General features: G+C 74.5%; 6 protein-coding genes. 1 reads left to right on the top strand and 5 read right to left on the bottom strand.

Annotation, left to right across the window (positions count from 1 at the left end):
• Positions 1-82 precede the first annotated feature (82 nt).
• From ABZ714_RS05810 to ABZ714_RS05795, 4 genes are all read right to left on the bottom strand, one after another.
• The gene (locus tag ABZ714_RS05810; RefSeq protein ID WP_358823886.1) at positions 83-2,257 is read right to left on the bottom strand and encodes a serine/threonine-protein kinase; all 2,175 of its coding nucleotides are present in this window, start codon (positions 2,255-2,257) and stop codon (positions 83-85) included.
• A 259-nt stretch (positions 2,258-2,516) separates the two neighbouring features.
• On the bottom strand, positions 2,517-5,501 hold the full coding sequence (locus ABZ714_RS05805) for a protein kinase (RefSeq protein WP_358823885.1): 2,985 nt from the start codon (positions 5,499-5,501) through the stop codon (positions 2,517-2,519).
• Between the two features lie 217 nt (positions 5,502-5,718).
• On the bottom strand, positions 5,719-8,241 hold the full coding sequence (locus ABZ714_RS05800; RefSeq protein ID WP_358823884.1) for a protein kinase: 2,523 nt from the start codon (positions 8,239-8,241) through the stop codon (positions 5,719-5,721).
• Positions 8,242-8,717: 476 nt separating this feature from the next.
• Complete coding sequence (locus tag ABZ714_RS05795) at positions 8,718-10,424, bottom strand: glycerol-3-phosphate dehydrogenase/oxidase (RefSeq protein WP_358823883.1); 1,707 nt, start codon at positions 10,422-10,424, stop codon at positions 8,718-8,720.
• 400 nt (positions 10,425-10,824) lie between these two features.
• Here ABZ714_RS05795 and ABZ714_RS05790 point away from each other — a divergent pair, with 400 nt between their 5' ends.
• Positions 10,825-12,048, top strand: coding sequence for a nucleotide sugar dehydrogenase (locus tag ABZ714_RS05790; protein WP_358823882.1), 1,224 nt, complete (start codon positions 10,825-10,827; stop codon positions 12,046-12,048).
• 194 nt (positions 12,049-12,242) lie between these two features.
• Here the strand turns inward: ABZ714_RS05790 and ABZ714_RS05785 are convergent, their stop codons facing one another.
• Positions 12,243-13,367: a GuaB3 family IMP dehydrogenase-related protein gene (locus tag ABZ714_RS05785; RefSeq protein WP_358823881.1), complete on the bottom strand. Its 1,125-nt coding sequence runs from the start codon at positions 13,365-13,367 to the stop codon at positions 12,243-12,245.
• Between the last annotated feature and the right edge of the window lie 60 nt (positions 13,368-13,427).

Genomic DNA, 13,427 nt, shown 5'->3' with positions numbered 1-13,427 from the left:
CCCCGGCTGGATGCGGAGCCGTGACAAGACCGGGACCCGGGGGCGCCTCCCCGAGCCCTGGTCCTGGCCCCAGGAGGCGGGGTCACCGGTCGGCGGGGCCCTGCCAGCTCTTCCGTATCGTCTCGAAGTCCGTCCGGGTCTTCTCGCGGCTCTCGACGGGCCCGGCGAGGAAAATCGCGTACTCCGTTCCTGCGGCGTCCACATACAGTTGGTCGGCTCCGTAGCGGGGGCCGGGGGAGCCGGTCTTCTCGGTCCAGGAGAACTTCAGTACGGCGGCGTTCTCGTGTCCCCGGAACGTGTCCCGTTCCAGGGTGACCCGTTCGTAGTCCGGCAGCTGCCGCAGGCTCTTCTCCAGTACGAGCGCGTGTTCGTACTGGTCCATGAATTTCGGGGCCTTGTTGATGTTGATCCGGAGCAGATGGCGGCCGCCGTCGGGCGAGTAGTCCACCTGGCCCTCCTTCGCCGTGATCCGCTGCCAGTCCTTCGGCATCACGAGGGAGAACCCGAGGGGATCCTTGACCCGCTTCCAGCCGGGCGGGACCTCTCCGGTCGAATCGGAGCCGTCGGTGCCCTGATCGGAGCCGGAGTCGGAACCGGGCTTCGTGCCGGGCTCGGTGGACGCGAGCGGCTTTCCGCCGCCCTGGGTGGAGCCGTCGACACCGGCGGTCGCGGTCGTGGGGGTACGGGTGCCCGTCCCGTTCTTCTCGTCGTCGCCGTCCGCGTACCGCATCGCGACGATTCCGGCGGTGGCGCCGACGATCGCGGAGAGCGCGACCACGGCCGCGACCAGGCGGGTCCGCCCGCCCTTCCGGCCCCCGCCGGTGCCCTTCGCGTTCCGCTTCCGGCCCCGGCCGCCGCCCGCCGGGGATCCGGCGTCCGGGCTGCCCTGCGGGACCGCGTTCGGAGTCGTCGCGGAAGTCCCGGGCGGCCCTGCGGCCCCAACGGACGCGGGCACCAGGGGTGTCGACGAGGTCGCGGACGTTCCGGAGAGTGCGGTTCCGGAGGCGCCGGTTCCCGAACCGGCACCAGAGCCGGGGGCGGCGTCGGCTCCCGCCCGGTCACCGGGGACGAACGGGCCGCCGAGGCCCGCGTACTCGGGCGAGTCCACCGCCCCGCCCGGCCGGAAGTAGTCACCGGTCCCGGCGGGGCCGGACGAACCCGTGACACCCCCGGAGCCGTACGGATCGCCGTACCGGCCCTGGTCGGCCGCGTCGAACAGGCCGCCGGAGCCCGCCGGAACGGCCGTACCGGACGAGTCCGCGAACGAGCCGCCGCCCGGGGCATCCGGGCCGGGCCCGCCGGGCGCGCGGGTCCCGCCGGACCCGAAGCCCGGCCCGAATCCGGAACCGAAGCCGGGCTCGGGCGGGAGCACGGCCGTGGAGACCGCGGTCGCCCCCTCGGAGCCGCCCGTCCCCGCCCGCTCCAGCTCGGCGACCGCCGCCGACAGCATCCGGGCCGCCTCGGCCGCCCCCGGCCGGGCCTCCGGTTCCTTCGCCAGCAGGGCCATCACCACCGGGCCCAGCGCACCGGCCCCGCGCGGCAGTCCGGGCTCCTCGGCCACGACCGCCCGCATCGTGCCCAGCGGGGACGTCCGGCGGAACGGCGACTCGCCGGTCACCGCCGAGTACAGGGTCACGCCCAGGGACCACAGATCGCAGGCGGGCCCGGGATCGCCGCCCCTGACCCGCTCCGGGGCGACGTAGTCGATGGAACCGACGATCTCGCCGGTCCTGGTGATGGTCGAGTCGCCCTCGATCACGGCGATACCGAAGTCGGTGAGGAGTACGCCGCCGTCCCGGGCCAGCAGCACATTGGCCGGTTTCACATCGCGGTGGAGCACCCCGGCGGCGTGCGCGGCGCCCAGCGCGTCGAGGACCCGCTGCCCGATCCGCGCGGTCTCCAGCGCGGGCAGCCCGCCGGATTCCTTGGTGGCGTCGGCGAGGGACCTGCCCTCGACGTACTGCATCACGATCCACGGCCGGTCGTCGTGCTCCAGGACGTCGTGGACGGTGACGACGCCGGGGTGGGTTATTCGGGCGGCGGCCCTGGCCTCTTTCTGCGTCCGGGCGTGCAGCCGGGCCCGGTCCGACTCGGAGGCGTACATTCCGGCGGTCAGTTCCTTGACCGCGACCACCCGGTGCAGCACCTCGTCACGGGCCCGCCAGACCCGGCCCATGCCGCCCCTGCCGATGGACTCGCCCAGCCGGTACCGCCCGGCGAGTACGACTCCCTCGCCCGTGTTCCTCGTGTTCTCCACGTGCCCGACGTCTCCCCGCCCCGTTTCTCCGTACGCTGGCCGCCCCGTTGTGGCCCCGTCACCCCGTCCCACACCCTGTCATGCCGTTCCGGCCGCCGGAACGGCCGCCCGCCGTCCGGACCTCGCAATCCGGGCCATGGAAGGGGACGACGAGGAGGATGGGACGGTTCCTGACGGGCTCTCCCCCGCCGGTCACGAGTGACCCGCCAGGCCGCCGTGATGACCGGCCGTCAGTTGCCGCCGGTGTCCGGCCCCGGGCTCAGCCTCTGCCCCGATAGACCGCGACGGCCTGGTCGTACGCCTCCGAGACCTTCTCACGGCGGTCGCCGGGGCCGATCACCTGGATCACGTGGTACCGGTCGCCGATCACCACGACCCGGTTGCGGACGAAGACCTCACGGCCGCTGCTGTCCTGCCAGGTGTACTGGCCCTCCGCCATCACCCGCTGCCCGACCTCGATCCGGCGCAGCCCGCTCGACGTGGCCCAGGAGGAGCTGCGGAAGGGCTCCAGTTCCCGCTCCCGGTCGCGCTGGTAGTCGAGAGGGTCCTCGCCGTCGCGGACCCGGTCGCGGCCGGGGACGACGATCAGGGTGAAGTCGCCGTCGCCGTACCTGACCTGGCCCGTGTCGTTCATCGGGCGGCGCTGCCAGCCCTGGTCGACGGCGACGGTGAAGCCCTCGGCGTCGTTCCGCAGGGCGTAGCCGCGCGCCACGTCCCCGGCGCCGGGCGTCCCGGTGCCGTCGTCGCCGCCATTGCTGCCGGTGTTCCCGGTGTTCTCGCCGTCCGGCGAGGTGCGGGGGGATCCCGAGGGGCGCGGCTCGCCGCCGGGGGCCGTACCGGTCGTCGCCGTGGGGCGCTGATCGCCGCCCGGAGCGGTACGGTCCGCGGAGTCGTTCTCCTTGGGCATGAACAGCACCGCGTAGAGCACGGCGGCGGTCATCAGCAGCAGGACCACGACGAGCAGCCTGCGGCCGAGGGACTTGGGGCCGCGCTCCCGGTCGGTCCGGGGCTTCTTGTGGCGGTGGCGGCCGTGGACGACCTCGGCGGAGGTCCGGCGTCTGCGGACCAGTTCGCCCCGGCGGCGGAGGATGGGCAGCCGGCTGCCGCCCCGCTCGGGCCGGGCGGCGGGCAGCGCCACCACGTCCAGTCCGGCGTCGGGCTCGGGCGCGGACCGGATCAGGGACCGCAGCCAGCCGCGGAGTTCCTCCGTGTCGGGGCGCTCGGTGGGGTCCTGGCGGAGCAGGGACTCCACGACCGGGCGGAGCGGGCCGCACTCCTCGGCGAAGGCGGGCGGTTCGGCGCAGACCAGATGGACCAGTTCGGCGGCGCTGTCCTCGGGGTAGGGCGCGTGGCCCTGGACGGAGCGGTAGAGCAGGGCGCCGAGGGCCCACAGGTCGGTGGCGGGGCCGACGGGGGCGGCGAGCTGCCAGTTCTCGTGGACGGGTCCGGCCTGTTCGGGCGCCCATCGCTCGGTGACGGCGCCGACCACGGTGATCCTGGCCTGCCGGGCCCGTTCGGCCGCGAGCGGGGTCGCCGGGCCCCGGTGGACGGGGGCACCGGGAGCGGCGGGCGGCTCGTCCCAGCCGCCGGGGGCCGGTGGTGCCGGGCGGTCGGGGCCGGGGTCGCGCCGGGCGTCGGCGCGGAGCGCCTCGCGGCCCGCGCCGCCCCGGTCCCAGCCGGAGGCGGTGGCGGGCGGCGGGATCTCGGGCCGGTCGTCGCGGGGGGCCGGGGCGCCGCCGGGGCGTCCGGCGCGGGCGACGGGCAGGGCGGGCAGTCCGCCGGGCGGCGGGGCGGGGTCGCCCGGCGGGAGGGCGCGGACGCCGTACGGGTCGCTGTGGCGCTGGGGGCGGGAGCCGGGGGCGGGGGTGCCGTCGGCCGGTCCCGGGAGGGCGGGGGTGGTGCCGCCCGCCGGGAGGGACCGGGGCCCTTCGGCGCCGGTCGGGCCGTCGTGCCAACTGCCGGTGAGATGCGCGGGGCCGGGGCCGCCGGTGCCGTACGGATCGCGGCCGTACGCCTCGGTGCCGTACGGGTCGTGGCGGTGCGGTTCGTGGCCGCCGGGCGCCTCGGGACCGGTCGGGTCGCCGTCGGGGCGGGCGGGGCCGTGGCCCGGTCCGGTGCCGGTATCGGTGTCGGTGTTGTCGGTGTCGGGGGTGACGTGGTCGTGGTAGCGGGGGCCCTCGTGTCCGCCGTCGGATCCGGTGCGGTCCGGTCCGGCGGAGTCCGGCCCGGCGGGGAGGGCGGGGGTGTCGGGCTTGGTGGCCCACCAGTCGGGCCCGTCGCCTTCGGGGGTCCGGCCGTCGGCACCCCGGCCCGCGGCCCGGGCCCCGGCCCGGTAGGCGGCGATGGCCCCGCTCCGGGCGCCCCGGACGTCCGGGCCCGACCGCCACGGCTCGACGGTGTACGCGCCGGATCCGGAGGCCCCGGCCCGGCCGCCGCCGTCCGGGTCGCGGGCGTCGTAGACCGTACCGCCGGGTTCGTCGTCGTCCTCGTAACCGCCGTCGCCGTACCCGTCCTCGGCGTCCTCGGCACTCTCGGCACCTTCGATATCGGGGTCGTACGCGTCGTCCCCGTCATCCTCGCCGTCGCCGGGGGCGAAGTCCCCGTGGGGGTCGAGGGGCGGCCCGGCGGGCACCGGGGCGTAGCCGCAGAGCGCCTCCTCGGCCGCGCCCGCCGCCAGGCCGGTGAGCACCACCCGGCCGTCCTCGCAGACCAGGACCGTACGGGCGGTGACATTGCGATGGGTCCAGCCGTACGCGTGCACCGCGCCGAGGGCCGTGAGGACGTCGGAGGCGACCTCGGCCGCCCGGTACGGCGTCATCGGCTGCTCGGCGAGGAAGGCGGCGAGCGGCCGGGCGTCGACCCACTCGCTGACGATCCAGAGCGACCCGTCCTCGGCGAAGACGTCGAAGACCTGGTCGAGGCGCGGATGGTCGGGCACCCGGGCGGCGGCCCGCGCCGCCTCGACGGCGCGCTGGACCGCCGGGTCGTCGGGTCTGAGGGCGCTGCCGTGGGCCCGGCCGCCCCCGTAGCCGCCGGGGCCGCCCGCGGGCCCCGGATATTCGTCGGGGCCGACCACCTCCGCCTCCACGACCTCGGGCAGCGGCACCTGACGGACCAGTACCTCCTGGCCGCTGTAGGTGTCGAAGGCCCGGGTCTCGGCGGCCTCATGAGGCTCGGTGTCGTCGGCGGGGAGCAGCGGCAGGCGGTAGCGGTCGGCCAGCACCCTGCCCGCGTAGTCGTCCATGCCGCCTCCCCTCCTGCCCGTGGTCAACGCTCCCCGGCCCCCACGGCCGGTCCGTTCCGCCCGCAACCAGTGCCGGGGCGGCCGGCCGGGTCCGTACGGTCCGTCAGGACGTATCGGCGGCCGGGTCGTCCGCCGGTCCCTCCGGCCGTCCGCACGGTGTTCCGAACGCCCGTCCGGCCGCGTTCCGTCCGGGACTTCTCACGATACGTGTACCCGCTCAGTCCTTGGGCTCGAATGTCGCGAACGCGGTGTCCCGCAGCGTCCGGCACTCGGGCCCGTCCCACTCGGCCACCGGACAGGACACCATGATCGAGTAGCCGCGCCGTTCGTCGACCTTGAAGCCCCGGTTGAGGAAGCGGATGCGCTCGCCGTCGTGGTCCCGTTCGAACCGCCAGTCGGCGACGGTCGGATAGCCCCGGTACTGGACGGTCTCGATACCGAGCTGCTTGAAGTTCCGGCTGCTGCCCCGGGTCGCGGGGACCGCGGCCTGCCAGGCGGCGGCCGCGTCATTGCCGGGGCTGCTGTTGAAGTCGACCTGGACGCGCGGGTAGGCGCCCCTGCGGTCGTTGAATATGCCGCCCGAGTTCCGCCCGGCTATCTGGGTCCGGCGGAACTCCTTCGGCATCGCCATGGAGAAGCGGAACCGGTCGTCGGACTTGGCCGCGTATCCGGCGGGCAGTTCGCCCTTCGCCGGGTCGCCCTTGGCGCCGTCGCCCTTCGCGGGCGGCTTCGACGCCCCGGGGTTCGTACCGCCGGGGGTGGTACCGGACTTGCCGCCGTCCTTCGCGGGGTCACCGGCGGGCGATTCCCTGCCGGTACCGCCGGTGGTCTTCTCCCGGCCGCCGTCGCCCCTGGTGCCGTCGTCGGCCCCGGCGGACGCGGGCGGCTTCCCGGTACCGGTCTTCGCCGCGTCGTCGCCGTTGTTCCCGTCCCGGCCGATGGTCAGATAGAGGATCGTGCCGAGCAGGGCCAGCACGACGCCGACCGCGAGCAGGATCAGCGTACGGCGCGGGACGACGTCGGTCAGGGGCGCCCGGCGGGGCGCGGCCCGCTGCACCGGCGGCTCCGGCGGCCGGGCGGGCTGCTGTACGGCGCCCGCGCCTCCGGCCGCCGCGCCCGTGGCGGCGGCACCTGTAGCGGCGGCGCCCCGGCCGCCGGGACGGGCGGGCCGCCGGGGGCCGCGCGGCCGGTCGGCGACGGGCGGCCGGGCCGGGGCGGCGGGCTCGGGCGGCGGGATGGTCGGCAGCGCCATGGCGCGGGTGGCGTCGGCCGGGAGCGGCGCCACCGGCTCGTCCGGGGCGTTGACGACCCGGCTCAGCAGGGCCCGGGCGCCGTCGTCGTCGAGGCGCTGCGCGGGGTCCTTGGCGAGCAGTCCGTAGATGACCTCCTCCAGGGGGCCCGCGTTCTTCGGCGGGTCCAGGGGTTCGGTCATGACGGCGGTCAGGGTGGCGATCGCCGAGCCCTTGTCGTACGGCGGGGTGCCCTCGACGCTGGCGTAGAGCAGACCGCCCAGCGACCACAGGTCGGCCGCGGGTCCCGGCCGGTGGCCCCGGGCCCGCTCGGGCGAGATGTACGAGGGGGCGCCGACGAGCATGCCGGTGGAGGTGATGGAGGGGTCGCCCTCGACCAGGGCGATACCGAAGTCGGTGAGGACGACCCGGCCGTCCTTGCCGATCAGCACGTTCGACGGCTTCACATCGCGGTGCAGGATGCCCTCGCGGTGGGCCGACCGCAGGACGTCGAGTATCGCCAGGCCGACCTCGGCGGCGCGGCGGGGCGTCAGGATGCCGTCCTCGCGGATGACTTCGGCCAGGGACTTGCCCTCGACCAGCTCCATCACGATCCACGGCCGGTCGTCCTCGTCGACCACGTCGTAGACGGTGACGGCGCTGGTGTTGCGGATCCGGGCGATCGCCTTGGCCTCGCGCAGCGTCCGGGTGATGAGCCGTCGCTTCTCGTCCTCGTCGATCTGGTTGGGGAAGCGCAGTTCCTTGACGGCGACGGTCCGGCCGAGGGTCTCGTCCTCGGCCCGCCAGACCGTGCCCATACCGCCCCGGCCGAGCACCCCGCCCAGCCGGTAGCGCCCGGCGAGCAGCCGCCCCTCGGACTCGGCGCGGCCCGTGCCCCGGGCCTTGCGCCCGGAGTCGGCGGAGGCGGCGGAGGCGGCGGGTTTCTTCGCCGTCTTACGGGCTTCGCCGCTCTCATCGGCCTTTACGGGCTTCGCCGGCTCTCCGGCGCCCCCGGCCGCCGGGGCGGCCTTCGACTCGTCCGAGTCCGTGTTCCCGCCCTCGTCCGAACCCGCCCCGGGTCCGTCGCCGTCGCTCTCGCCACCGGTGCCGCTGCCGGTGGCGCGTTCAGGGGCCGGGCGGGCCTTCGAACGCCGGTCGGCCTGGGCGCCGATCACCGGCTCCTTGTCGCCGCCGGGACGCTCGCCGGACGCGCCTTTCCCGGTACTCGCGCCGCCCTCGCCGGACGGGCCACCGGCCTTACGGGCCCCGGCGGACGCGCCCACGACGGCGGTCTTCGCGTCCGCGGAGGCCGGTTCCGCCGTCCGCTCGCTCCCGGCCGCCGACTTCTTCCGGGCGGGCTCTTCCCGGGCCGGCTCCGCACCGCCGCCCCGGCCGGAGCCCGGGTCCGCGGCCGATCCGCCGTCAGCTCCGTTACCCGCCCCGTCCACCGCAGACGCACGCTCCTCGGAGCCGTCCCGCTGGGGCTTCCGCGACTGCTCTGCCTCCGACATGCGTCCCCTCTGCGATCCCTGGTCTTCGCCCGCGCCTGTCGCTCCCGCGCGATGCGGTAACACGCCCTGGCAGAGCTTTCATTGTCTCTCACTCCGGGCAGGGCATGTCTTCAGGGTCCGCCGCACACCCGTGGGTTCTGGCGAGAGTAGTACGGAACCCGCCGGGCCCCCACCCTCGGCGGGGCACCGTCCCACGCGGTGGTACACCCCCGCCCCCGGCGGCGGCCACCGGCCCGCGGTGAATTCCCCACCACGGGACGGTCGATGACGAAATCCCGCCGGGAACTCCGGCCCTGCACGTCCCTCCCAGCTCATGGAAAACATCTGCCCCACCGATCGCACGCCCCCTTTCCGACGCGCTCACCCGCCCCGGACGCGCCCGGCCGTCGCCGTACCGGACGCGCCTCGCACCGGCGCCGCGCGGGTCCGCCCCCTCGGCCTCTCGGCCGCGCGCCGCGCCGGACTCCCGCCTCCCGTCAGAGCGGCACGATGTCCGGCGCGCCCAGTCTCGCCGCGTCCGCCGTCAGATCGTCCGGCTGGCGCTGCGACTCCCGTTCGGCCTCCACCCGCTTCTCGTAGTGCTCGACCTCCTTCTCGATCTGCTTCGCGTCCCAGCCCAGCACGGGGGCCATCAACTCGGCGCACTCCCGGGCACAGCGGGTCCCCCGGTCGAAGGTCTCGATGGAGATCCGGGTCCGGCGGGTGAGGACGTCGTCGAGATGGCGGGCGCCCTCGTGGGACGCGGCATAGACGACCTCGGCCCGCAGATAGTCGTCCGCGCCGCCCAGCGGCTCCCCGAGCCCCGGATCCTCGGTGACCAGGGCGAGGACCTCCTCGGCCAATGAGCCGTAGCGGTTGAGCAGATGCTCGACCCGGACGACATGGAGTCCGGTCCTGGCGGCGATCCCGGCGCGCTTGTTCCACAAGGCCGGGTAGCCCTCGGCACCGACCAGGGGCGTCTCCTCGGTGACACAGGCGGCCACCCGCTGGTCGAGCCCGTGCACCGCCTCGTCCACCGCGTCCTTCGCCATCACCCGGTACGTCGTGTACTTGCCGCCCGCCACCACCACGAGGCCGGGGACCGGATGGGCGACCGTGTGCTCCCGGGAGAGCTTGCTGGTCGCATCGGACTCCCCGGCGAGCAGGGGCCGCAGTCCGGCATAGACGCCCTGGACGTCGTCCCGGGTCAGCGGGGTGGCCAGGACCGAGTTCACATGCTCCAGCAGATAGTCGATATCGGCGCTGGAGGCGGCGGGATGCGCCTTGTCGAGATCCCAGTCGGTGTCCGTGGTGCCGACGATCCAGTGCCGTCCCCAGGGGATGACGAAGAGCACCGACTTCTCGGTCCGCAGGATCAGCCCGGTGGTGGAGTGGATCCGGTCCTTGGGGACGACGAGATGAATGCCCTTGGACGCCCGGACGTGGAACTGGCCGCGTTCGGCGATCAGGGCCTGGGTGTCGTCCGTCCACACACCGGTGGCGTTGACCACCTGGCGGGCCCGGATCTCGTACTCCCCGCCGCCCTCGACGTCCTGCACCCGGGCGCCGACGACCCGCTCGCCCTCCCGCAGGAAGCCGATCACCCGGGCCCGGCTGGCGACCCTGGCCCCGTAGGTCGCGGCGGTCCGCACCAGGGTGGCGACGAACCGGGCGTCGTCCATCTGGGCGTCGTAATACTGGAGGGCGCCGACGAGGGCGTCCTTGCGCAGACAGGGCGCCACCCGCAGGGCGTGCCGCCGGGAGAGATGGCGGTGGACGGGCAGGCCCCGGCCGTGGCCGGAGGAGATGGACATCGTGTCGTAGAGCGCGACGCCCGCGCCCGCGTAGAACCGCTCCCAGCCCTTGTGCTGGAGGGGATAGAGGAACGGCACCGGCTTCACCAGATGCGGCGCGAGCCGCTCCAGCAACAGCCCCCGCTCCTTCAACGCCTCGCGGACCAGCGCGAAGTCCAGCATCTCCAGATAGCGCAGCCCCCCGTGAATGAGCTTGCTCGACCGGCTCGACGTACCGGACGCCCAGTCACGGGCCTCCACCAGGCCGGTGGAGAGCCCTCTGGTCACCGCGTCCAACGCCGTACCGGCGCCGACCACGCCCGCGCCGACGACCAGGACGTCCAACTCCCGCTCCGCCATCGCGGCGAGCGCCTCGGCGCGCTCCTCGGGTCCAAGTGCCGCTGTCTTCACCGCATGCCTCCCGTCGCCCCCGTCTGCCCTGCCCGGCCCGCGAAGCCGCGAGCCGCGGGCCCCGATATGCGCGTGCCCGCGCACACCGCGCCCATGCGCCGCGGCCCGGCGGCCCGCACGGATCGGTTCCGCCCGGCGGCCCGCACAGAACCATGCCGAACCGCACCGGCCCAGGACCGGTCCGGTGGTCCGGCCGGAAGATCCCGCCGGGTCCACCTCTTCGATTCTGTCCCCGCTCCGCGACTTCAGCCACCGCCTGTGGATAACACTCCGTATCCCACAGCCGCACAATCCGACATAACGTTCATATTTACGCCTAGTCTGACATTGCGCCCGCCCATGCAGCCCACCGGGCTTGCGCCGACAACCCCCTCCGGTTAAGGGAAGGACGGCCCACGCCATGCCCGCAGATCTCGCCGTCATCGGACTCGGCACCGACGGCCTCCCGCTCGCCCAGGCCGCCGTGACCGCCGGTATCGCCACCATCGGCTACGACCCCGACCCCGCCCGCCTCGCCGATCCGGCGGCCGGGCGGACCCCCGCCGACGTCCGCCGGATGGTCGCGGGCGGCTTCAAAGCCGTCACCGACCCCGCCGAACTCGGCCGGGTACGCACCGCCGCCCTCTGCGTCCCCACCCCCCTCGACCCCGTCGGCGACCCCGATCTCACCGGCCTCGCCGACGCCACCCGGCTGCTCGCCGCCCGGCTCCGCCCCCACACCACCGTCCTGCTGGAGTCCCCCGTCGCGCCCGGCACCACCGAGACGTTTCTGCGCCCCCTCCTCGAAGAGGGCTCCGGACTGCGGGCCGGACGCGATTTCCATCTGGCGTACTCGCCCGGACGGGTGGACCCCGGCCGCCGGACCCACGACTACACCACCGTCCCCAAGGTCATCGGCGGCCTCACCCCCGCCTGCACCGAGTCCGCCGCCGCCTTCTACGGCAGGCTCACCGACCGGGTCGTCCGGGCCAGGGGCCCGCGCGAGGCCGAGACCGTGAGACTGCTGGAGACCAACTACCGCCAGGTCAACATCGCCCTCGTCAACGAGATGGCGGTGCTCTGCCACGACCTCGGCGTCGACCTGTGGGACGTCATCCGCTGCGCCGAGACCAAGCCGTACGGCTTCCACGCCTTCCGCCCCGGCCCCGGCGTCGGCGGCCACGGCGCGCCGCTGGACCCCGGCCGGGCCCCCGGCCCCGCCCTCCGGATGACCGGGCTGGCCCGGGAGATCAACGGCCGAATGCCCCGGTACGTCGTCCAGCGGTGCGCGACGCTCCTCAACGAGCACGGCAAATCGGCCCGGGGCGCGCGGGTCCTGCTGCTCGGCGTCACCTACAAACCCGATATCGCCGACCTCCGGGGCACCCCCGCCACCGAGATCGCCCACCGGCTGACCGGGCTCGGCGCGACCCTCGGCTACCACGACCCGTACATCCTCGACTGGCAGGTCGACGGCGCGCCCGTCCCCCGGGCCGAATCGCTCTACGAGGCCGTGGCCGACGCGGATCTCACGGTCCTCCTCCAGAACCACCGCACCTACGACCTCCAGGGGCTCGCGGTGAAGGCGCAGCTCTTCCTCGACACGAGGGGCGCGACGCCGACGGGGGCGGCGTACCGCCTCTGAATCTTTCGTGGGGGCGGTCGCGTCTGCCGGGAACGGTTGGCCTCGACCGCAGCTCGGAGGTGGCTGGTCGCGTAGTTCCCCGCGCCCCTGGATGCCTCACCGGCGCCGCCCTGGAGGAAGGCGGCCCCCGCCCCCGGAAAGCCCGAAGGGCCCGGCACCTTCGCAGGTGGCGGGCCCCGAGAGGCGGAGAGAGATCAGCGGCGGTGCTGGGAATCCGCGATCGTGACCTCGACGCGCTGGAACTCCTTCAGCTCGCTGTAGCCCGTCGTCGCCATCGCCCGGCGCAGCGCGCCGAAGAAGTTCATCGAACCGTCCGGCGTGTGCGAGGGGCCGGTGAGGACCTCCTCGGTGGTGCCGACGATGCCCAGGTCGACCAGCTTGCCGCGCGGGACGTCCTCGTGCGCGGCCTCCATGCCCCAGTGGCGGCCCCGGCCGGGGGCGTCCGTGGCGCGGGCCAGCGGGGAGCCGATCATCACGGCGTCGGCGCCGCAGGCGATGGCCTTCGGCAGATCGCCGGACCAGCCCACTCCGCCGTCGGCGATGACGTGCACGTACCGGCCGCCGGACTCGTCCATGTAGTCCCGGCGGGCCGCGGCGACATCGGCCACCGCCGTCGCCATCGGCACCTGGATGCCCAGCACGTTGCGGGTGGTGTGCGCGGCGCCGCCGCCGAAGCCCACCAGCACACCGGCCGCGCCGGTCCGCATCAGGTGCAGGGCGGCCGTGTAGGTGGCACAGCCGCCCACGATGACCGGAACGTCCAGTTCGTAGATGAACTGCTTGAGGTTGAGCGGCTCGGCGGCGCCCGAGACGTGCTCGGCGGAGACCGTGGTCCCGCGGATCACGAAGAGGTCCACACCCGCGTCCACCACGGCCTTGGAGAACTGCGCGGTGCGCTGCGGGGAGAGCGCGGCGGCCGTGACCACGCCCGAGTCGCGCACCTCCTTGATCCGCTGCCCGATCAGCTCTTCCTTGATAGGAGCCTCGTAGATCTCCTGGAGGCGCCGGGTCGCCGTCTCGGCGGGCAGCTCGGCGATCTCGTCGAGCAGCGGCTGCGGGTCCTCGTACCGGGTCCAGAGCCCTTCGAGGTTCAGTACGCCCAGTCCGCCCAGCTCACCGATCCGGATCGCGGTCTGCGGGGAGACCACGGAGTCCATGGGGGCGGCCAGGAAGGGCAGCTCGAAGCGGTAGGCGTCGATCTGCCAGGCGATCGAGACCTCCTTCGGGTCCCGCGTACGACGGCTCGGTACGACGGCGATGTCATCGAACGCGTACGCCCGCCGTCCGCGCTTGCCGCGCCCGATCTCGATCTCAGTCACCTTGTCCGGACCTTTCCTCTGAGTCAGCGCCTACCAGTATCCCCGACACATGACGGAGGG

Origin of the sequence: Streptomyces sp. NPDC006798 (assembly GCF_040635975.1) — a bacterium.
In the GTDB taxonomy this organism is placed as follows: domain Bacteria; phylum Actinomycetota; class Actinomycetes; order Streptomycetales; family Streptomycetaceae; genus Streptomyces.
The sequence above is the reverse complement of the archived record's forward strand: the minus strand, read 5'-3'. Positions and strand labels throughout refer to the sequence as shown.